Raw genomic sequence first — 22,035 nt, forward strand, 5'->3', positions numbered from 1 at the left:
CTATTTTATAAAAAAATAATATTAAACAGAACTTTTCATTCATGCAGCAGTCAGAGTATTTGTAAACAATGGCAGGATATGAATGACAAGCAATAATCAGACAGAGGAGTACCGGCTCGAATGAGCGAGCAGGATTTGGATTTAGCGCTAGTAAAAAGGGTCCAGCAGGGCGATAAAAATGCCTTCAATCTTTTAGTAAAGAAGTATCAGAACAAAATAGCCGGTTTGATTTCACGTTATGTATCAAATCAAGGCGATATTGCTGATGTTGCTCAAGAAGCTTTTATTAAAGCATACCGCGCACTTCCAAACTTTAGAGGGGACAGTGCCTTTTATACTTGGTTATACCGTATCGCCGTTAATTGTGCTAAAAATTACTTAGTGGCTCAGGGCCGCAAACCGCCAGCAAATGATATAGATGCTGACGATGCAGAGTTTTATGATGGTGCTGATGCAATGCGTTCAAATGCATCCCCTGAGAACTTGTTATTAAGCGAAGAAGTTCGCGCAGTGATTTTTAACACCATTGATAGTTTGCCTGAAGATCTTAAAACCGCGATCACTCTACGAGAAATCGAAGGGATGAGCTATGAAGAAATAGCCGTGGTGATGGATTGCCCAGTCGGGACGGTGCGTTCGCGTATTTTCCGTGCCCGTGAAGCAATAGATAACAAATTAAACCCATTAATAGGCGAGTCTTAATATGACAAAAGCACACGTTAACAAGTTGGATAATCAGCATTTATCCGCATTACTTGACGGCGAACAATCATTAACTGATGAGGTTATTGCCCAGCAAGATGCGGCAACCTTAGGACGTTATGCGCTAATAGGTGACGTAATGCGTGCTGAGTCAGAAGATGCGTTCGTCTTTGATATAAGCGATAGTGTTGCGCAAGCGCTGGAAAGTGAGCCAGTTTATGCTGATTTCACACAACCAGCGGCACAGCCAACACCATTGGCTGCCACGGGCACCGATAACGTAGTGGCATTTAACTGGCGCAAACCAGTTGCACAACTTGCAATTGCAGCAAGTGTCGCCATGTTTGCAATTGTTGGTGTACAAACATTGCCACAAGGTGAAAACTCACCTAGCAATGAAATTCCGATGTTACAAACAACACCAGTAACAGGAATGGCATCACCAGTTAGCTATTCGTCAGAACCCGCTTTACAAAATGCAGAGCAAGGTTTGCGTGAGTTACAGCAACAGCGTATTGGCGCGTTAGTATTAGAACATCAACGCCAAGCACGAGTTGCATATTCATTAGAAAAAGCTCACACTGAGGCGCAAGCCGAAGAGGAAAAAAACTAATTAAATGAAAGTAATTACTTTTATTTTGTCGTTGGTATTAATGGCTCCAGCCTTTGCTGACGACGAAAACCCCGCAAAAGAGCTACTGCTCAAAATGGCTGACGCCGTTCATAATCGTAACTTTGACGCATCATTTGTGGTCGTTAAAGGAAAGTCAATGGAACCATATCGTTGGTTGCATGCAAAACAAGGTAATACAGAACTCGAACATTTGAGCTTACTCAATGGCGCAGGCCTTGAGATGGTTCGTATCGATGACCAAGTTACTTATTTTGAGCCACAGTCTGAGCCTTATTCAATAGATACTGATTCTATAGCAGGCCCAATCCCAGAAGTGTTGTTTAAAGATGTTGAGCGCTTAAGTCAGCATTACGATTTTGTACTCGGTGGTAAAGGCCGTATTGCAGGGCGTGCTGCGCAGCTTGTGCGCATCGAATCAAAAGACGAGTATAAGTTTAATTATTGGCTGTGGCTTGATGCAGAGTCATCACTATTACTAAAATCTGCTTATGTTAATCATGCCGGTGAGATGTTAGAACAACTACAGTTAACCCATATTAGTGTAACCGAAGAGCCCGCTGCGTTATTACTTGAAATGCTTAATCGTAAATTTCCAACGCCACTACCGGCAGCGGCAATTACCAAAAATGAAGCAAATACAGGAAGTAATAATTGGCAAATAGGTTGGTTACCTGAGGGGTTTAGTTTACTAAAATCAGACCGTCATAAGCTTGATTTGAACAATGAACTGACGGATTATTATTTATACTCAGATGGTTTTGTCGAAATTTCAGTGTTCGTACAAAGACCATTACCAGGTCGCAGACCAAGCGGTGCATTGTCATCCGGTGCCACGACAGTATATGTGCATAATAGCGGTAGTTTTGATGTGTCAGTGGTGGGGAATATTCCAGCAATGACTGCAAAAGCAATTGCTGAATCGGTTGCAAGACCCTTGTAATATAAGCTGATAATGATAGAACAAACTCTTACAGTGGTGTCGATTCAAGGCGCCACTGCGCATTTAGAAGCCCAACAAAAGCAAGCCTGTGAAGGGTGTAATGGCCGTTGTGGTTCACAAATTTTTAGTAAGCTATTTGGCACTGCTAAAAAAACCTTCCCCTATCGATTTGAAATTCCTGTTGTGGTTGGGCAAAAAGTAACCCTAGCACTGGATGATAGCCACATGGTAAAGCATGCTTTTGCAGTGTATATGTTGCCTTTGGTGTTAAGTCTGGTATTTGCGTTAGTGGCTGCTGAGGTTTTTTCTGTGCCTGAATGGTTGCAAATCATTGCCGCTATAGCTGGTGGTTTTACTGGCTTTGGCATCGCTAAAAGCCGAGTGAAAAGCCTAAAGCATGATGTTAAAGTAATAAAAATTCACCCTATTAGCCTTCCTTTAACTCAAATAGATGGTGATTGAAGCCAATTAAATGTAAAATTACGGCTTTATACACTCAGTCCATTAAAATAGAAGTTTAGAATCCAGTTTATGAAGCATATCCGTAATTTTTCGATCATCGCCCATATTGACCACGGTAAATCGACCCTTTCAGATCGTTTGATCCAAGTTTGTGGTGGTTTAACAGACCGCGAAATGCAAAAGCAAGTATTGGATTCAATGGATATTGAGCGCGAGCGTGGTATCACCATTAAAGCGCAAAGTGTAACTCTAAATTATAAAGCCAACGATGGTGAGACTTACCAACTTAACTTTATCGACACCCCTGGACACGTTGACTTTACTTATGAAGTATCGCGTTCACTAGCAGCGTGTGAAGGTGCATTATTAGTTGTTGATGCCGGTCAAGGTGTTGAAGCGCAAACTCTAGCGAATTGTTACACCGCCATCGAAATGAATTTAGAAGTAATTCCGGTATTAAATAAAATCGATTTACCACAAGCTGATCCACTACGGGTAGCCGAAGAAATTGAAGATATTATTGGTATCGATGCCCTAGATGCCGTGCAATGTAGCGCTAAAACAGGTGTGGGTATTGCCGAAGTTCTTGAAATGATTGTTAAGGACGTACCGCCACCAGTGGGTGATAAAGACAAACCGCTACAGGCGCTTATCATCGACTCATGGTTTGACCCGTATCAAGGTGTTGTATCGCTGGTGCGTATTAAGCACGGTGAATTAAGAACGGGCGACAAAATAAAAATTATGTCGAACGAGCATATTCACACTGCAGATCAGGTTGGTGTTTTTACACCAAAGCAAACCAACACCGGTATTTTAAGAACTGGTGAAGTAGGTTTTGTTATTGCGGGTATTAAAGAAATACATGGTGCGCCAGTAGGTGACACTATTACCCATCAAAAAAATGCAGCACCTGAGCGCTTACCGGGCTTTCAAAAAATTAAACCACAAGTTTATGCCGGTATGTTTCCAATTGCCTCGGATGAGTATGAATCTTTCCGTGATGCGCTTAATAAACTTAGCTTAAATGATGCGTCGTTATTCTTCGAACCAGAAAATTCAACAGCACTTGGCTTTGGCTTTCGCTGTGGTTTCTTGGGCATGTTGCACATGGAAATCATTCAAGAGCGTTTAGAGCGTGAATATGATATTGACTTAATTACCACTGCACCAACGGTAATTTATGAGGTTGTAACTAAAGAAGGTACGATTCAGATTGATAACCCATCTGATTTACCTGCTGTAAACGATATTTTAGAAATTCGTGAGCCCGTTGTTGAAGCTAATATTCTTGTACCACAAGAGTATTTAGGCAGTGTTATTACGCTTTGTATTGAAAAGCGTGGTATGCAAACCAAGATGAATTATCACGGTAAACAAGTCGCAGTTACTTATGAACTGCCAATGGCTGAAGTGGTGATGGACTTTTTCGATAAGTTAAAGTCAACCAGTCGTGGTTTTGCCTCGCTTGATTATAACTTTAAGCACTTTCAAACATCAGACATGGTACGTGTTGATATTTTGATCAATGGTGAGCGTGTTGATGCGCTGGCGATTATTGTTCACAGAGAGAGTGCGCAATCGCGTGGTCGTCAACTAGCTGATGCATTGAAAGAGCTTATTCCTCGTCAAATGTTTGATATTGCGATTCAAGCGGCAATAGGTGCACACGTTATTGCCCGTACCACTGTTAAACAGTTACGTAAAAACGTAATCGCGAAGTGTTATGGTGGCGACGTGAGTCGTAAGAAAAAGCTACTTCAAAAGCAAAAAGATGGTAAAAAACGTATGAAGCAACTAGGTAATGTTGAAGTGCCTCAAGAAGCATTTTTAGCTATTCTTAAAGTTGGTAAGTAAGTTTTTTAACCAAATTACGTAAGATAAAGGATTTAATGCATGGCAGGTTATTTTTCAATATTTTTAGTGTTGTTAACTTTAGGCTCAGGCTTAATTTGGTTAATTGACCATTTTATGTTTGCACCAAAAAGGCAGCAACGCTTAGCTCTTGCGCAAAGTTCTGCTGGCGGCGAGCTCGATGAAGAAACTGCAGCACTAATTGCGCCAGAACCGACGATTACTGAAACGGCAAAATCAATTTTTCCGATGATTGCGGCTATTACGATTTTTAGATCGTTTATATTCGAGCCGTTTCAAATACCATCAGGTTCAATGATGCCGACACTATTAGTTGGCGATTTTATCTTAGTACAGAAATATTCGTATGGCGTGAAAGACCCTGTTTGGCGTACTCAATTAGTTGATGTGGCAGAGCCTGAACGTGGTGATATTGTGGTATTTAAATACCCATTAGATGAAAGTATTGATTATATTAAACGTGCGATTGGTTTACCGGGTGATAAAATCGTTTACCGTGATAAGCGTTTATACATTCAGCCAAATTGCGAACAAGGACAAACACAACAAGGTGACTTATTGTGTAATGAATTTAATAAAATTGATATGGAGATCATTAATCGCGATGAATTTAAGCAAGGCTCTATGGATTTAGTTCGGTTAGATGAAAATTTGACTACGCTAAAACATAATATTTTAATTAACCCTGAAGCGCTGGAAATGAAAGGGCGTTACTATCAACAACCGGGTACACGTTCTGATGAATGGGTAGTGCCGGCTGATCATTATTTTATGATGGGTGATAACCGCGATAACAGCCAAGATAGTCGCGTATGGGGCTTTGTGCCAAAAGAAAACTTGGTGGGTAAAGCTGTCTTTATATGGATGAGTTTTGAATTTGAGAATGGCCCAGATGACATTTTACCAGCCTGGGTTCCAACTGGTGTTCGTTTTGAACGCCTAGGTAATATTCAGTAACAATGAAAAAAAATGTAACAGAGTTATATAGCAAAATAGGGTATACCTTTATTGATCAAGTATTGCTTGAGCAGGCGATGACCCATCGCAGCCATAAAGGACAACACAATGAACGCTTAGAGTTTTTGGGCGATTCCATTTTAAGCTTTGTCATTGCCAATGCTTTATATAGTAAGTTCCCCAAAGCGCGTGAAGGCGATCTTAGCCGCATGCGTTCAACGCTTGTGCGTGGACAAACCTTAGCTGAATTTGGTTTAGAGTTTGGCCTAGGTGATTACTTACGCTTAGGGCCGGGTGAGCTTAAAAGTGGTGGTTTTAGACGTGAATCAACTTTAGCTGATGCGGTTGAAGCAATTATTGGTGCGGTATTTTTAGATGCTGGCATTGATGTTTGTGGAGACTTGATTTTAGCGTGGTATGAATCTCGCCTTGATGCCATTTCGCCAGGTTTAAACCAAAAAGATCCTAAAACATTGCTACAAGAATACTTACAAGCCCGCAAATTACCTTTGCCAGGCTATACTGTAGTTGATACTAAAGGTCAGGCACACAATCAAACGTTCACGGTTGAATGTATTGTTGAAGGTATGGATAGCATCATCTCAGTTGGCAGTTCTCGTCGTAAAGCTGAACAAAAAGCCGCTGAAAAAGCGTTGAAGATACTTAAAAATGAATCTTGATACATTGATCCAACCGCACACGCGTGATTTAGATACTTTTTGTGGCATGGTCGCTATTGTTGGCCGCCCAAACGTTGGTAAATCTACCTTGCTTAATGAAATTATTGAGCAAAAAGTAAGTATTACCTCGCGCAAACCGCAAACCACACGCCACCGTATTATGGGTATTCATACCGTCGGTAAGCACCAAGCCGTGTACGTTGATACACCAGGCCTGCATGTTGAAGAAAAGCGTGCCATTAACCGTTTAATGAACCGTGCTGCTTCAAGTTCATTAGGTGATGTTGAGCTAGTTATTTTTGTTGTTGAAGGTACTCACTGGAATGCTGACGATGAAATGGTGCTTAACAAAGTAAAGCAAAATGGCAAACCAGTATTACTTGTGATGAATAAAATTGATCAAGTAAAAGACCGTGACCTTGTGCTACCGCATATGAAGTGGTTAGGCGAAAAGTTTGATTTTGTTGGCATTATGCCAGTATCTGCGACTCAAGGTAAAAATATCAACCTGATCAAAGATGAAGTAACTAAGCGTTTACCACCGTGTGAATTTTACTTCCCTGAAGATTACGTAACAGATCGTTCAATGCGCTTTATGGCAGCCGAAGTGATCCGTGAAAAGTTGATGCGCTTTATGGGTGAGGAGCTTCCTTACTCAGTTACCGTTGAAATTGAGCAGTTTAAATGGCAAGAAAATGGCATTTGGCATATCAATGGCTTGATTTTAGTTGAGCGTGAAACGCAAAAACGTATGGTTATTGGTAATAAAGGCGAAAAGCTTAAAGTGATTGGCCGCGAAGCCCGTAAAGATCTCGAAGAAATGCTTGATAATAAAGTGTTTTTAGAACTTTGGGTGAAGGTTAAATCAGGTTGGGCTGACGACGAGAGAGCACTTCGCAGTTTAGGCTATGGTGAAGATTAATAGCCTAAGCGATATTTATGGATAGCGACTTCTACACGGCATATTTATTACACCGACGTCCTTTTAGTGACTCACAAGTAATGCTTGATATGTTAGTAGAAGGCGTTGGCCAGTTGCGCATGCTGGCGCGAATTAGCGGTCGCCAAGCAACAAAATACAAAGCTCAGTTACAACCCTTCCAAGCCTTACTGGTAAATTATACCGGTAAACACGACCTGAAATATATCCAACGATTTGAACTACATGGCACGCAATCCACACTAGTTGGGGATCAGCTTTATTGTGGGTTTTACCTCAATGAACTAACCAATCGCATTGTACCAATTAATGAACCAATTGATCATGCCTATCAATTGTATAAAACTCACCTACAACAGCTTAACCAGCACCCTAACTTACAAGCTGTATTACGTTCTTATGAATTTCAACTATTAGAATTATTAGGCTATGGCGTTGACTTTAGTTTTGATGCCGCAGGCGATCCAATTTCGGCAGAGCAAACGTATAGTTACTTTGCTGAATACGGCTTTGTTGCCCAAGAAAATCAAGGCAGTGGCTTTTCTGGCGCGCAGTTAAATGCAATTGCAGCTCATGACTTTAGTGCGCCGGATGTGTTATATATGGCAAAACAATTAAGTCGTCATTTAATGAAGCCTTTATTAGGCAAAAAACCATTAAAAAGTCGCGAGCTGTTTATATCCAAATAGTTTGGGTATTCACCAACAATCTTAATACGGTATTTTTAACCGTTATTTTTACAGGTAAAAAAATGAAAGATATTCTTTTGGGTATAAACGTTGATCATATTGCTACCTTACGCCAAGCTCGGGGTACAAATTACCCAGATCCAGCACATGCTGCGAGTGTTGCTGAGCATGCTGGCGCTGATGGGATCACTATTCATTTACGTGAAGACCGTCGTCACATTCAAGATCGTGACGTGTATGTGATGGCTAAAACAATCCAAACACGAATGAACCTTGAAATAGCGGTTACAGATGAAATGATTGATATTGCTTTAGATGTTAAGCCAGCTTATGTTTGCTTAGTACCAGAAAAACGCGAAGAGTTGACCACCGAAGGCGGTTTAGACGTTGTTGGTAATCTAGATAAGATTAAAGCCGCGACAGCAAAATTAACTGACGCCGGTATTAAAGTATCATTATTTATCGATGCAGACAAAGCACAACTAGATGCAGCTAAAGCCTGTAATGCCCCTTATGTTGAAATTCATACTGGCGCTTATGCGGATGCGCAAACTGATACCGAGATACAAAAACAACTTGAGCATATTCATCAAGGCGTAAAGTATGCAGCAAGTTTGGGTTTGATAGTAAACGCCGGCCACGGTCTTCATTATCATAACGTGAAACCGATTGCTGCTATGAAAGAAATTTACGAATTAAACATTGGTCACGCAATTATAGCGCGCGCAGCCATTGATGGATTAGATAAAGCAGTACGTGACATGAAGCGACTAATGCTAGAAGCGAGAGCATAGCCATTGTAATAAATTATAAACATGCACCGCATAAAGTGCGGTGCATGTTAATGCAACTGAAAGGATTTATTTAAAATTGGACTTTAATGCCCATTTTAAATTTGCGGCCAAGTACATCATAGTTACTTGGGAATGTATTACCTGAGTTAGAGCTGGTATCGCCAGCTTCACCACCAACGACAGGTGGTTCTTTTTCAAAAATATTATCTATACCGAAATTAACTACAATGTTTTCTGTTGCGTAATAACTAGCAAATAAATCAAAGTAGTCGTAGCTGTCAATGCTTCTAAAATCTTCAAAAACATTCGGGGCTTCAATCGGCTCTACTTCAACGCCATCTATATGACGCCATTGTAATGACATTGTTAAATCTTTCCATACCCAGCTAGTACGTTGCACCCAACGAAGCTCTGATACAGGGTCACAACTGGTACTGAAGTAACCTTTACAATCGATTATTCTAGCTGTGTCTGAGCTTTGTGACTCCTGTGTTAGATATTTATTGATATTACCTGAAAATTGCAATTCGCCCATTTCGTCCATTAGTACAGCAAAGTTAAAACCAAGTTCGATACCTTCAGCACGTTGGCTTTTCAAGTTAGTGGTGAACTGTTCTATACCAGCTCCAGCAATTGTTAAATCACCACCAATTCTATTTATTTTTGCACACTCATTGGTATCGCCAAGTACATAACAAGCATCAAGAATTTCTTGAGCAGAAAAGTTGCCAATAATATTACTAATATCAATATCATAGTAATCTAATGTGATTGTAAAGTTTTCAAGCGCATCAAACTCAGGCGTCCACACAATACCTGCTGTAAATGTGTCTGCTTCTTCGGCCCCCGGAGGATTCAGAGGATCACTACCGCTAATAACTTGTACTTGCCCTGAAATAACATTTTGCACATTACCAACTTGCGCTTCAGTCATTCCAGTTGATATACAAAGCTGTTTTAATGTTTCATCAATATTACCTGCATTAGCTACTGAACACGGGTCACTTTGAGCATTATCTAATCCTGTGACTACAGGGGATGCAATCTCACCAACATTAGGTGCACGAGTAGCTTGTTGTTGCATGACGCGGACTAAAATATCGCTGACTGGACGCCAATTAAAGCCTAACTTCCAGGTTTCATTGCTACCAACTGTATCATAATCAGCCCAACGAAAACCAAACTCAACATCAAGCGTTTCAGCACCTGGTAACCCATCTAATACCGGCAAGTACCCTTCCATAAATAACTCATCAACGGAGAAACCGCCAGAGATTGGAAGTTGATTACCGCCAGCACCACCTTGGCAGCTTGCTGGAGCAAGCTTTAAACATTCGTCAGGCTCAAATAAGCCTTTTTCTTTACGCTTTTCATAGCCAAAACTCATTGCCAGTGGTGCGCCAGCGCCCGGAATTTCAATAAAGTCGAATGAGCCATTTACACTAGCAGTGAAAACTTCTTGGCTGTATTTTTGTTGTTGCAATGCAATTGCTTGTGCATAACCTGCCATTTCTTCGGTGATTGAACCAAAACCACCAAATAAGTTGATAGGAACACAACTAGAATCACCATTTTTACAAGTAACGCCATCTGTAGTATCAAGCGCGTTTTGAATGTTAGTTAAGTTGGTGTAACCACCACGAACAGTTGTTCGGTTAGATTCACCATATTGATAGCTTGCATCATATTGCCAATCATCTAAAAAGTAACCTGTAACCCCAGTCACCATTTGAAATTGAGTGCTGTCAAATCGTTCTGTTCGAGCGCCAAGCTCTAATGTACGTCTTCTAAGTTGAACTGACAGGTAGTCAGCTTCATCAACAATACCATTGCCATTTATGTCTTGCCAATTAGATGTATCTAAACTTCCTTCACCTAAAGCAGCCGTAGCGCCATCGATCATAAATTGCCTTGCTTGATCGCCTATTAATGGATTGGCTAATGGTAAATTGAACACAGATCCAAAAGTACCAGAAGGAGCTACTTGGGTATCAACACTGGTATTAGTAAAGTTCACAGATGAATAAACTTGGTGATCATCTGTCAGGTAGTAATTACCAATAGCTGTTGCTGAATAGCGTTCAGATGGTGTTTGATAGAAGTTGTATGGGTTGAAGTTGAATACACTACACTCAGTAGCGGCTAATGTGCCATCATTTCTGAATTGGCCACTACCATTACCGCCAGCACCAACAATTGTAAATCGAGTAGGAAAAGCGGTGGTAGATCCACCACTTTCGACGGAGTTTGGACCACTACATGCATCAGGAGCTGGGATTGGCGGCTCGCCATTTAAGAATTGTTCATAGTTAGCACCCGTTTTAGTTTCAATTCCTAGCAGGCCTAATGGTCTATCACCTAATAAAATTTGATCTCGTTGTGTCCAACCTAGCGATAACACTACATTACCTTTGTCATCTTCAAGATTAGAACCCAGGGTAATACTGAAGCTGTCTTTATCACCGTCACCATCGCCAGTTTCTGAATGTTTGGCGTCAAAAACCACCCCTTGGAAATCATCTTTTAGCACTATGTTGACAGCGCCCGCTATTGCATCAGAACCATAAACGGCAGATGCTCCACCGGTAACAATATCAATTCGTTCAATTAATGCACTGGGGATGGTTGAACTATCTACGGCACCATTATAGTTATATGGGATCATACGACGGCCATTCATTAATACTAATGAGCGTTGAGCACCAAGACCGCGTAAGTTTATTGTAGCTGCACCGCCAGAACCATTATTAACGTTACTACCATCACCAGGTACTGTTGCTGGTAAGTTTCTTAATATTTGTTCAACTTCAGGTTCTTGTTGAAAACCAAGTTCTTTTTCTCCAATGGAAATGATAGGACTAGCGGAAACAGCTCCTGGTTGGCGAATACGGCTACCTGTAACAGAAATAACTTCGACGTCTTTGTCGACTTCAGTTTCTTGTGCTGTGGAAAGTGGTGAATAGATGAGTGCGGTTGAGACAACCCCTGCACTAAGTGCATATTTCACTGCAGATGAAATTCTACTTTTTAACATTGTAATCTCCCAAATATTTATAATAATTAGGCTAAATACAACAGGAAGCACATTGCAGATGCTTCCTCTTAGCTTTTTAAAGATAGTCATTAAGTTGGGACATACAAATAATTTAAAGCGTCAAAATATAAAATTTTGAAAAGTTTGAAATGTAAAACGAATGAAATACGGCAGGGTAGATAAAAAGATTGTTTTTAAACAGTAGCTTAAATAAAAAAGCGGCTTCAGAAGCCGCTTTTTAATCTTGAATATATTTATTAACAGTTAGTCTCTTTAGCGTTAACGCCTTCTTTTACTTCTTCACAGGCGTCTTCTACTTTGTTTTGTACGTCGGTAACAGCTTCATCGATGCGCTCACCGGCCTCTTCTGCATGATTGTCTTCACAACCCATGATAAAAAAACTAGCGAATAAAGCGATCACAGCGGTTTTAATAGTTGTCGATTTCATAATGTAATTCCTTGTAAAAATAATAAATGTGTTGTTATTTAAAATAAATTGTTATCACTTAGGGACATTGCCGCGCAATGCACCTGAAACGAGTGAAATAACTAACAATACAATAAAGATAAAAAAGATAATCTTAGCAATTCCTGCTGCGGCACCTGCGATACCACCAAAACCTAACACTGCAGCAATAAGTGCAATAACTAGAAATGTAATTGTCCAGCGTAACATTGTCGTCTCCTTGGTTTGTTAATTTGTTCAGAGTAAATAATGCCAGTTACATGCCATGTATTTAAATCCTTTATTATCAATGTCATAGGGGTTTATTTCATTTCTCTTCATAAATTAGGTGGGAATTATTTACAGCTTTATCTGTAACTTATACTCGACGCTCTAAAAATCAATATTTAAGTCGTTTTTTGGTAAGACCAATTTCATTTTTGAGCCATTTTGTATTTAATCAAGCGGTTGTTCAGTCGTTCAGTCGGTAGGTTTTCCAGCTGCGGATAAGCTTTTACTTATAAGTTATAGCTATATTCAGTATTTTTATCATCTATATCCTATGAAATTATAGCAAAATGTAGAGTGTTAACTTTGCTGAGCATATGTTAGCTTTGTATTAATTGGTTTTACCAATTTACAAAGTGTTGGACTTGGTCTTTTTCTTTGTTATGATTGTTGCATAATTATTTAAATAAAGTGATTTTTTACCTAGCGGGGCTGGGTGGAAATAATCAGGGGGGAGCAGGATGGATATAGGTCAGTTACTTGCTACAGCAGCAAACTTAATGATCACCGGGATGGTGGGCGTTTTCGTTTTTCTTTCGTTGTTGATTTCAGCAATTACCATTATGTCTAAATTAGCGAGTCGTTTTGAACAGCCGGTTGCAACAACGCCAACGCGTACACCGTCAATCAAAGCATCAGGTGTATCAAGTGAACACATCGCTGCGATAAGTGCAGCCATAGCTCAATACAAAAATAAACAAAAACTATAAGGAGTGACTTGTGGCTAAATTAAAATTAACAGAATTAGTACTTAGGGACGCGCATCAATCATTATTAGCAACGCGTATGCGTTTGGATGACATGCTACCGATTGCACAAAAATTAGATGATGCAGGTTATTGGTCGATCGAATCATGGGGTGGGGCTACTTTTGATTCATGCATTCGTTATTTGGGTGAAGATCCTTGGGAGCGTATTCGTGCTCTTAAAAAAGCTATGCCAAATACTAAACAGCAAATGTTATTACGTGGTCAAAACCTTTTAGGCTATCGTCATTATGCCGATGATGTTGTTGAAAAATTTGTAGAGCGAGCGCACAAAAATGGTGTTGATGTGTTTCGTATTTTTGATGCGATGAACGATGTTCGTAATCTTGAAACGGCTATTAAAGCTGCAATTAAAGTTGGCGCACATGCACAAGGTACAATTTCGTACACAGTAAGCCCGGTTCATACACTTGATATGTGGTTAACGCTTGCCAAGCAGCTTGAAGAGTTAGGCTGTCATTCAATTTGTATTAAAGACATGGCCGGTTTGCTTAAACCATACGATGCAGAAGAGTTAATCAAAGCGTTAAAAGAAACAGTCTCTATCCCAATTGCAATGCAGTGTCATGCCACAACAGGTTTAAGTACTGCTACTTACCAAAAAGCGATTGATGCTGGTATTGATATGCTTGATACCGCAATTTCATCAATGAGTATGACTTACGGGCACAGCGCAACTGAAACGATTGTATCGATTGTTGAAGGTACTGAACGTGATACTGAGCTGGATTTAAATCAACTCGAAGAGATTGCTGCTTATTTCCGTGATGTTCGTAAAAAATATGCCGCGTTTGAAGGCAGCTTAAAAGGTGTTGATGGCCGTATTTTATTAGCGCAAGTGCCTGGTGGCATGTTAACTAATATGGAAAACCAGCTTAAAGAGCAAGGTGCTGCGGATAAATTGAATGAAGTATTACTTGAGATCCCACGTGTACGTGAAGACTTAGGTTATTTACCGTTAGTTACACCAACATCACAAATTGTTGGTACACAAGCAGTATTAAACGTATTGACGGGCGAGCGTTATAAAACTATCACCAAAGAAACTGCCGGAGTGCTAAAAGGTGAGTATGGCGTAACTCCTGCGCCGATGAATAAAGAGTTACAAGAGCGCGTACTTAATGGCGCAGAAGTCATTACTTGCCGCCCAGCTGATTTATTGCAACCAGAACTAGAAATACTCCAAGCTGAGCTATTAAAAGAAGCACAAGAGCAAGGTTTAAGCTTAGCGGATGAGCAGATTGATGATGTGTTAACGTATGCATTATTCCCACAAATTGGGTTGAAATTCATTAAGAATCGTAATAACCCAGATGCATTCGAAGCTGTGCCAAGTGCTGAATCTGCTAATAAAGAACAACCAGTTAGCAATAAAAAAAGTAACAGCAACACAGTAAAAGCAGAGCAGTACAGCGTAAAAGTAGATGGTAAAGTTTATGATGTAGTGGTTGCACAAGGCGGTGAGCTTAAAGAAGTAACACTTAAAGATAGTGAGCATATTCCACAATCGGCGTCAGTTGCTTCCGGCGAAACACTTAACGCTCCACTTGCTGGTAACATCTTTAAAATCAAGGTGAAAGCGGGTCAAACGGTAAATGAAGGCGATGTAGTGATCATCATGGAAGCGATGAAAATGGAAACTGAAATTCGTGCAACCCACACCGGTACTATTGCTGAAATTCTTGTTGCTGAAGGTGATTCAGTGGCAACGGGTGACGCTATGATAGCACTAGCTTAGGAGCTCAGAGGATGGAAGCATTATTAAACCTCTGGCAAGCAACAGGTATTGCTAATTTTACATTTCCTGCGCTTATTATGATCGCAGTAGGGTGTTTATTGTTGTATCTGGCAATTGCGCGCAACTTTGAGCCGTTATTATTATTACCAATTGGCTTTGGGGCAATATTAACAAATATCCCCGTAGCGGGCTTATCAGACCCCGGTGGTTTGCTGTATTACGTTTATCATATTGGGATTGATACCGGTGTATTCCCATTATTAATATTTATGGGGGTTGGTGCACTCACTGATTTTAGTGCCTTGATAGCTAATCCTCGTATGTTATTGCTAGGTGCTGCAGCTCAGTTTGGTATTTTTGCAACCTTGTTTGGCGCAATTTTACTAAACTATGTACCAGGTTTTGAGTTTTCTTTACAAGATGCGTCAGCAATTGCGATTATAGGTGGTGCAGATGGCCCGACGGCAATATTCTTAGCCTCAAAACTTGCTCCTGATTTATTGGGTGCTATCGCCGTAGCTGCATACTCATATATGGCGTTAGTGCCAATTATTCAGCCGCCAATTATGCGGGCTTTAACCACACCAGAAGAACGTAAAATTCAAATGCCACAGTTACGCACCGTATCAAAAAAGGAAAAAATTATTTTCCCGCTAATGGTATTGAGTTTAACGATTTTGTTTTTACCGGCAGCAACGCCACTGGTAGGCATGTTCTGTTTAGGAAACTTGATGCGAGAGTCTGGTGTGGTTGACCGTTTAAGTAATAGTGCACAAAACGAGATCATAAATATCACCACTATTTTCCTTGGTTTAGCTGTAGGCTCTAAGCTTGCTGCAGATAAGTTTTTAACCGTAGAAACAATTGGTATTTTGGTACTCGGCGCCTTGGCTTTTGCAATTGGTACAGCTTCAGGTGTATTTATGGCAAAAGGTATGAACAAGTTCTCTAAATCACCAATCAATCCACTCATCGGCGCGGCTGGTGTATCAGCTGTGCCAATGGCGGCACGCGTAGTTAATAAAGTGGGTCTGGAGAATAATCCGCATAATTTCTTATTAATGCATGCAATGGGACCAAATGTTGCGGGAGTACTGGGTAGTGCTGTGGCTGCAGGTATCTTGTTAGCACTGGTAGGTTAAATAAATCATTAAACTATACCCAGCGAGCTGAGTATAGTGAGGTAACTTTTACTTCCAACCGACTGCGCAGTATTTACTGCGCTTTTTTTTTGCGCTTAGGGTCTGTTGACCTTTCAGGGTTAAAATTTGTTCAAACTAGGGGCGATTTAATCACGGCGCGAGATTTGTAACCTAGTGGGCTAAGTAAAAATCGAGCAACAAAGAGTTAATCGCCCCTAGGCAGAACCCTTCGGGCAGCGCGTGTTTGGCATTTATGCCGAGTTATCTCCTATTTATGGGGAATAACCACACTACATAGGCTCTGCCTTGCCTAAAAACCAAACGCGCAGCTGCAAATTTAACCTCGAAAGATAAACAGACCCTAGGTATACTCGATAGATATTTTATTAAATAGGAATGGTATGAATATCTTCGTGATTTTAATTTCACTGTTTGTTGCATTAATCATTCTTGTGCCACTACTTGAAAAGTATCAGTCTAAAATGGGCCTAGATGGTGCGACTAAATACGCCAAATACATTTGGCCATTAGTGATGATTTCATTGGTTGTGCAATTGATTTATGTGTTGGTGAGGTAGAGCGTAGCCGTCAGTTTTAAGGTCTAGGAGCGGTAAGCTTTAAGTTGTAAGTGATAAGCTCGTGTTTAAATGGATTGTGTAGGTTGGGTTGAACACCCCGAAACCCAACGAAAAAATTGTAACGGTAGACATCAATCTTTGAATATTTATCTATGCTCGTTACTCTGCGATCCCACAACAGTCACGCAGCTTTAGGTTTCCCGTGAAGGCCACATGGTCTGAACGATGTTTAAACGCTTTGTATGGATAATAAACCCATCTTGTTAAGTTATTAGTGCCCCATTGGATCAAAGTAAGCCTCCCAGGTTAGAGCACAAGCTTGTTTTGATTTTGCTTTTTTCATGTAGAACATTGCATTTTCGTCAGTTGAACAATTCATAAGCGCTACACCTAAATTGTAAAATGCATGTTTGTTATTACTGCCTTGATCTATTGCTTTTTTAAAATATTCAGCCGCTTCTTGATGTTTGCCCATATCACATAGAACAGTTCCATAGTTTATGAGAGTTAGCTCATCATCAGTATGGTTATGTAAGACTTGCTCAAGAATGCTTTTTGCCTCATCAAAGTTTTGATGCCACTTGGAGTTATCTTTCCAAGTTTCATCTATTAATGATTTGGCTTTTTTGTTTATATCTTCAATGCTCATTCTGAAACGTAACAATCTATTTGTCCCATTTTGGTGGTTTTTAGCACACCAAAACGGCGGTCACTAATGTTATCGGAGAAAATTGCAATATTAATAATCGCATGGCTAAATTTCAATCAATAAAAATATTCAATTTTCGCTCATCGCCGTTTATCAGGTGACGTTAGCTTAACTTTCAAAACTATAAAAGTAGATATGAGGCAGCACATGCAAGTTCTATTGCAACATTAATTTGCGAATACAACTGGAGCGCATCACATCAAACAGTTCAACAAAAAGCCGTTGCTATTTACATAACAACGGCTTATATTTTTCGCTGACCGCTTTACTTAAGCGCTAACTGTAGCTCTCGGTTGCGCTCTAGCTGCGCTAAGAAGTTATCTGCGATTGGTTTAAACTTAGCAAGCTCGTCGCGAGGCAGTGGCTCTGATTTCGGTAACTTAACCGTTTTAGGGTTACGGTGAACGCCGTTAACTAAAAACTCGTAGTGTAAGTGTGCGCCTGTTACACGACCTGTGGAGCCGACAGTACCAATTTGTTGACCTTGCTTAACTTTTTGACCAGTTTTAACTAGTTTCTTGTTAAGGTGTAGGTATTTAGTGACGTACTGTGTGCCGTGACTAATAAATATATAGTTACCATTATACTTACTGTAACCAGCTTTAATTACTTTACCATTACCAGAGGCAACTACTGGCGTTCCAGTACGAGCTGCGTAGTCAATCCCACGGTGTGCTCTTACTTGTCCTGTTACAGGGTGTAAGCGACGCGGATTAAAGCTTGAGCTTATATATTTAAAGTTAACTGGTGCACGTAAAAATGCTTTTTTCATACTACGCCCTTCAGGCGTGTAAAAAGTACCATCGCTGTGACGGATAGCCGCGTAACGTTGACCTTGGTTAATAAACTCAGCAGCAATAATTTTACCTGTGCCAATAAACTCGCCATCAACATAATGCGATTCATAGATTAAACCAAATTGATCGCCTTTACGGATATCATTGGCAAAATCCACATCCCAACCGAATATGTCAGCAAAGTTCATTATTTGCCGTTCACTTAAACCAGCAGCAATACCTGAGGTCCAAAAGCTGTTGGTAATTTCTCCGCCTGTTGATTTAGTTAATGTTTCAATTTCTTTACTATCAATAGACGTATCGTAGTTACCTTCTTCATTTAATGTAACGAATAGGGTATCTGTTTTTGAAATCACATAACGTAACTGTGCCAAAGAACCATCTTCGGCGGTAGCAAAGCTTAATGTTTCACCAGGGTGAATTTTACTAAGTTTACGTGTTTCTGCATTGGTATTAAGCAGTTTATGAACGGTTTGCGCTGAAAAGCCGGCGCGTTTGAAAATAAGTGCTAAATTGTCACCGTTCTTTACTTCAAAATCGACTAGATTGTATTCTGGGAATTTTGCTGCATCTTCTTGCGAATTTAATTCAGTTAATTTTTCGTTATCATCAACTTTAATTTGTAATTCGTAGCGCTTGCCAATTTCTAGCGCATCAGCGCTATTGTCTTTAGAGGCGGTGGCTTTTTCTGAAGGAATGAGTGTTAAAGCAGCAATAGCAGAAACCAAGCCTAGAATAAGCAATTTGTGTTTTTTTGGGAGAGTGTGCACAACGCGAACCATAACGTGCCTTTTCCTGCTGTCAAGATAATTAATCACTAATATTGCAGGATATACTTAATAAAGCGTTAATACCAGTGTTTTGTAGATTTAAACTGGCGCGGATTTACGCTAGAATCACCAGATTGACTGAATTTTTTGGAGTAATACATAGTGGACTTACAAACCGCTCTAGCAGAGATAAAACGCGGTGCTGAAGAAATATTAATTGAAGACGAGTTAGTCGAAAAGCTAAAGTCTGGTAAAAAGCTAAAGATCAAAGCTGGTTTTGATCCAACTGCACCTGACTTACACTTAGGTCACACTGTGCTAATTAATAAAATGAAAACCTTCCAAGACTTAGGTCATGAAGTGATTTTCTTAATTGGTGATTTCACCGGTATGATTGGTGACCCAACGGGTAAAAATGTAACTCGTAAGCCACTAACCCGTGAAGATGTATTGGCAAATGCTGAAACATATAAAGAACAAGTATTTAAAATTCTGGATCCGGCTAAAACCACGGTTGCTTTTAATTCAACTTGGATGGAGAATTTAGGCGCTGCAGGGATGATCAAGCTAGCAGCACGTCAAACTGTTGCTCGTATGCTAGAACGTGATGATTTTAAAAAGCGTTATGCTGGCGGACAATCAATTGCGATTCATGAGTTTTTGTATCCATTAGTGCAAGGTTGGGATTCAGTGGCACTTGAAGCTGATGTTGAGCTCGGTGGTACTGATCAACGCTTTAATCTATTAATGGGTCGTGAGCTACAAAAAGACGAAGGGCAAAAACCACAAACCGTATTAATGATGCCTTTACTTGAGGGCACCGACGGTGTGCAAAAAATGTCTAAGTCATTAGGTAACTACATTGGTATTACTGATGCCCCTAACGATATGTTTGGTAAAATCATGTCTATTAGTGATGAGCTGATGTGGCGTTATTATGATTTGCTAAGTAGCTTATCAATTGACGAAATTGCTGCGCTCAAAGAAAAGGTTGCACAAGGTACTAATCCGCGTGATATTAAAATCGATTTAGCAAAAGAAATGATTGCTCGTTTTCACAGCGATGCAGCAGCTGTTGGTGCGCATGAAGATTTTATTAAACGTTTTCAAAAAAATGCGTTACCGGATGATATCCCAGATATGACAGTAACGATTGATGAAGATACCGTATTTATTACTAATTTGCTTAAAGAAGCAGGCTTAGTTGCGAGTACATCAGAAGCTATGCGAATGATCAAACAAGGCGCAGTTAAAATCAATGGCGAAGAAAAGGTCACTGATACTAAGCTTGAAATTGCAAAAGGCAGCACAGCTATTTATCAAGTTGGCAAACGTAAGTTTGCAAATATTACCTGTGCTTAATAGGTAAAGAATGAAAATTCAGTTTAAAAACCAGCTTCGGCTGGTTTTTTACTCTTTGTGATCTACAACATTGTTTTAATGATTTCGATGCCAAATATAACCAGTAACCAAAAGCCACGCGCTTGATTTAGCCGATTGATCAATACCGCAATATCATCAGCCTGTGGTAAACGCTCAGTACCAATACGCATTTTATCAAATCGAGTATCTTGGTATATGGCAGGGCCACCGAGTTGCACACCAACAGAGGCCGAACAACAACTTAATAACCAGCCACTATTTGTTTGATAAAAATGCCGTCCATAATGCTTAATATAATGAACGCTCAATTTACTGGCTTTACTTGCTGCAACAGTCAGCGCCAATATCCGCGTAGGTAACCACTCAAGAATATATAATAGCCAACTGAGTGATTTTAAAAATGGGCTATTAGGCAAAATATCTTTGCGCCAAGCTTGGTGGATCAAAGTCAGTAGGCGATAAGCCAGTGCAGCCATAGGGCCAAATAGTAGATAAAAGAAAATAACGCTAAAGTAATGACGAGCCACTCTTAAGATCAGCGTTTCCATAATGGCTTTGCAAAGACCAGGGCCTGATAATTTATCAACCTGGCGAGCAAGTAGTGGTTTTAATAACTCTCGGGCTGTAGACTTTTGATTTTGTTTAACGAGTCGTGCAATACGCAGCGCTTTACTTTCTACACTTCGCCACTCTAGGCTGAGGTATAAAATTAACCCAGCTAATAGTTCAGGGTAATATGCAAATTCAAGCAGTAAGATTACCAAGGTCATGATCACTAAAATGACTAAGGTGAAACATAACGAAGAGGACAAATATTGGTAACTTGCAGGTTCACTCTTTCGAAAAACGCGTTTCCCAAGTGCTCTAAATACCGCAATTAAAAATGTATTTGGGTGATACCAGCTTACCAAAGGTAAAAAGCGCTCAGCAAGGAGCGCTAATATAAATACAATAAAGTCCAAATGTTGCTGAACTAAATTGAGTAACACCTTATAGCGTTACCGTAGTCAGCTTTTCTAGTAATGCGACCACCATTTTTGATGAGTTTATTGAAGCGGTTTCTAGGTATTCTTCAAATGACTGTGGTGACTCTTTACCTGCAATATCAGACATTGAACGGATCACTACAAACGGTGTAGCTAAAGAAAAGCATACTTGTGCAATGGCAGCGCCTTCCATTTCTACAGCTAACATAGTAGGGAAGTCCGCGCGGGCTTTATCAATACGCACCGGATCACACATAAATGAATCGCCAGTACAAATTAAGCCGATCAGGGTCTTCACGTCACTGATGCTTTCAACACTTTGTTGTGCAGCCTCGATTAATTTAGGGTGAGCGGCAAAACCAGCAGGCATCTGTGGTACTTGGCCAATTTCATAACCAAAAGCGGTTACATCAACATCATGATGACGTACCTCAGATGAAATTACCACGTCGCCAACACTCAGAGATGGATCAAAACCACCGGCAGAGCCTGTGTTGATCACACAGTCTGGTTGAAAATTATCAATCAATAACGTTGTTGCAATACTAGAGGCGACTTTACCAATACCTGATTGCACTAAAGTCACAGTGTTACCAGCTAATTCACCTGTATAAAAAGTGAAACCTGCTTTAGTTAGAATTTGTGGATTTTGCATTGCTTCACGCAAAATTTTAACTTCTGGCTCCATCGCGCCAATAATACCGACATTCATAATTTTAAATTC

Annotated in this window: 22 protein-coding genes; 15 read left to right on the top strand and 7 right to left on the bottom strand. The window is 40.2% G+C overall.

Features of this window, described 5'->3' with window-relative positions; genetic code table 11:
* Nucleotides 1–120 precede the first annotated feature (120 nt).
* From rpoE to pdxJ, 10 genes are all read left to right on the top strand, one after another.
* Nucleotides 121–702 carry an RNA polymerase sigma factor RpoE gene (gene rpoE, locus FW757_RS00320; protein WP_064666393.1) on the top strand — a complete coding sequence of 194 codons (582 nt, stop codon included), beginning with the start codon at nucleotides 121–123 and terminating at the stop codon, nucleotides 700–702.
* A gap of 1 nt (nucleotide 703) precedes the next feature.
* The gene (locus tag FW757_RS00325; RefSeq protein ID WP_149980901.1) at nucleotides 704–1,315 is read left to right on the top strand and encodes a sigma-E factor negative regulatory protein; all 612 of its coding nucleotides are present in this window, start codon (nucleotides 704–706) and stop codon (nucleotides 1,313–1,315) included.
* A 4-nt stretch (nucleotides 1,316–1,319) separates the two neighbouring features.
* Complete coding sequence (locus FW757_RS00330) at nucleotides 1,320–2,276, top strand: MucB/RseB C-terminal domain-containing protein (RefSeq protein ID WP_149980900.1); 957 nt, start codon at nucleotides 1,320–1,322, stop codon at nucleotides 2,274–2,276.
* Nucleotides 2,277–2,288: 12 nt separating this feature from the next.
* Nucleotides 2,289–2,738: a SoxR reducing system RseC family protein gene (locus tag FW757_RS00335; RefSeq protein ID WP_149980899.1), complete on the top strand. Its 450-nt coding sequence runs from the start codon at nucleotides 2,289–2,291 to the stop codon at nucleotides 2,736–2,738.
* Nucleotides 2,739–2,807: 69 nt separating this feature from the next.
* The gene (gene lepA / locus FW757_RS00340) at nucleotides 2,808–4,595 is read left to right on the top strand and encodes a translation elongation factor 4 (protein ID WP_446440723.1); all 1,788 of its coding nucleotides are present in this window, start codon (nucleotides 2,808–2,810) and stop codon (nucleotides 4,593–4,595) included.
* A gap of 39 nt (nucleotides 4,596–4,634) precedes the next feature.
* A complete protein-coding gene (lepB, locus tag FW757_RS00345) occupies nucleotides 4,635–5,570 on the top strand; it encodes a signal peptidase I (protein ID WP_182761653.1) in 936 nt (311 codons plus the stop codon).
* A 2-nt stretch (nucleotides 5,571–5,572) separates the two neighbouring features.
* On the top strand, nucleotides 5,573–6,250 hold the full coding sequence (rnc, locus tag FW757_RS00350; protein WP_145237595.1) for a ribonuclease III: 678 nt from the start codon (nucleotides 5,573–5,575) through the stop codon (nucleotides 6,248–6,250).
* Entirely contained in the window at nucleotides 6,240–7,172 is a 933-nt protein-coding gene (era, locus tag FW757_RS00355; protein WP_145237593.1) for a GTPase Era, read from the top strand. Before rnc ends, era begins: the two co-directional genes overlap by 11 nt.
* Nucleotides 7,173–7,189: 17 nt before the next feature.
* Complete coding sequence (gene recO / locus FW757_RS00360; protein ID WP_145237591.1) at nucleotides 7,190–7,879, top strand: DNA repair protein RecO; 690 nt, start codon at nucleotides 7,190–7,192, stop codon at nucleotides 7,877–7,879.
* A 62-nt stretch (nucleotides 7,880–7,941) separates the two neighbouring features.
* Nucleotides 7,942–8,673, top strand: a complete 732-nt coding sequence (gene pdxJ / locus FW757_RS00365; protein ID WP_149980896.1) for a pyridoxine 5'-phosphate synthase — start codon at nucleotides 7,942–7,944, stop codon at nucleotides 8,671–8,673.
* Nucleotides 8,674–8,743: 70 nt separating this feature from the next.
* On the opposite strand, the gene FW757_RS00370 is transcribed toward pdxJ, so the two are convergent.
* From FW757_RS00370 to FW757_RS00380, 3 genes are all read right to left on the bottom strand, one after another.
* Nucleotides 8,744–11,707 (bottom strand): TonB-dependent receptor domain-containing protein, encoded by a 2,964-nt coding sequence (locus FW757_RS00370; RefSeq protein ID WP_446440724.1) that lies wholly within the window; start codon nucleotides 11,705–11,707, stop codon nucleotides 8,744–8,746.
* 257 nt (nucleotides 11,708–11,964) lie between these two features.
* Nucleotides 11,965–12,156 (bottom strand): hypothetical protein, encoded by a 192-nt coding sequence (locus FW757_RS00375; protein ID WP_149980895.1) that lies wholly within the window; start codon nucleotides 12,154–12,156, stop codon nucleotides 11,965–11,967.
* Nucleotides 12,157–12,210: 54 nt separating this feature from the next.
* A complete protein-coding gene (locus FW757_RS00380) occupies nucleotides 12,211–12,384 on the bottom strand; it encodes a DUF1328 family protein (RefSeq protein ID WP_145237585.1) in 174 nt (57 codons plus the stop codon).
* Nucleotides 12,385–12,902: 518 nt separating this feature from the next.
* Here FW757_RS00380 and FW757_RS00385 point away from each other — a divergent pair.
* The 4 genes from FW757_RS00385 to FW757_RS00400 all read left to right on the top strand — a co-directional run bounded on the left by FW757_RS00385 (nucleotide 12,903) and on the right by FW757_RS00400 (nucleotide 16,666).
* Nucleotides 12,903–13,151: an OadG family protein gene (locus tag FW757_RS00385; RefSeq protein WP_182717007.1), complete on the top strand. Its 249-nt coding sequence runs from the start codon at nucleotides 12,903–12,905 to the stop codon at nucleotides 13,149–13,151.
* Nucleotides 13,152–13,161: 10 nt separating this feature from the next.
* Complete coding sequence (gene oadA, locus FW757_RS00390; protein WP_182717008.1) at nucleotides 13,162–14,946, top strand: sodium-extruding oxaloacetate decarboxylase subunit alpha; 1,785 nt, start codon at nucleotides 13,162–13,164, stop codon at nucleotides 14,944–14,946.
* 11 nt (nucleotides 14,947–14,957) lie between these two features.
* Nucleotides 14,958–16,088 (top strand): sodium ion-translocating decarboxylase subunit beta, encoded by a 1,131-nt coding sequence (locus FW757_RS00395; RefSeq protein WP_145237582.1) that lies wholly within the window; start codon nucleotides 14,958–14,960, stop codon nucleotides 16,086–16,088.
* A gap of 401 nt (nucleotides 16,089–16,489) precedes the next feature.
* Entirely contained in the window at nucleotides 16,490–16,666 is a 177-nt protein-coding gene (locus tag FW757_RS00400; protein ID WP_167542971.1) for a hypothetical protein, read from the top strand.
* Between the two features lie 271 nt (nucleotides 16,667–16,937).
* Here the strand turns inward: FW757_RS00400 and FW757_RS00405 are convergent, their stop codons facing one another.
* Together FW757_RS00405 and FW757_RS00410 are read right to left on the bottom strand one after the other, a co-directional pair.
* The gene (locus FW757_RS00405; protein WP_182794064.1) at nucleotides 16,938–17,315 is read right to left on the bottom strand and encodes a tetratricopeptide repeat protein; all 378 of its coding nucleotides are present in this window, start codon (nucleotides 17,313–17,315) and stop codon (nucleotides 16,938–16,940) included.
* 325 nt (nucleotides 17,316–17,640) lie between these two features.
* Nucleotides 17,641–18,954, bottom strand: coding sequence for a peptidoglycan DD-metalloendopeptidase family protein (locus tag FW757_RS00410; RefSeq protein WP_182717010.1), 1,314 nt, complete (start codon nucleotides 18,952–18,954; stop codon nucleotides 17,641–17,643).
* A 150-nt stretch (nucleotides 18,955–19,104) separates the two neighbouring features.
* On the opposite strand from FW757_RS00410, the gene tyrS reads away from it, so the two are divergent.
* On the top strand, nucleotides 19,105–20,304 hold the full coding sequence (tyrS, locus tag FW757_RS00415; RefSeq protein WP_145237578.1) for a tyrosine--tRNA ligase: 1,200 nt from the start codon (nucleotides 19,105–19,107) through the stop codon (nucleotides 20,302–20,304).
* 62 nt (nucleotides 20,305–20,366) lie between these two features.
* Here tyrS and FW757_RS00420 read toward each other — a convergent pair whose 3' ends face one another.
* Both FW757_RS00420 and mtnN read right to left on the bottom strand, forming a co-directional pair.
* The gene (locus FW757_RS00420) at nucleotides 20,367–21,314 is read right to left on the bottom strand and encodes a cobalamin biosynthesis protein CobD/CbiB (RefSeq protein ID WP_182783807.1); all 948 of its coding nucleotides are present in this window, start codon (nucleotides 21,312–21,314) and stop codon (nucleotides 20,367–20,369) included.
* A 1-nt stretch (nucleotide 21,315) separates the two neighbouring features.
* A complete protein-coding gene (gene mtnN / locus FW757_RS00425; protein WP_182717012.1) occupies nucleotides 21,316–22,023 on the bottom strand; it encodes a 5'-methylthioadenosine/S-adenosylhomocysteine nucleosidase in 708 nt (235 codons plus the stop codon).
* Between the last annotated feature and the right edge of the window lie 12 nt (nucleotides 22,024–22,035).

Source organism: Pseudoalteromonas sp. 1181_04 (genome assembly GCF_052850545.1).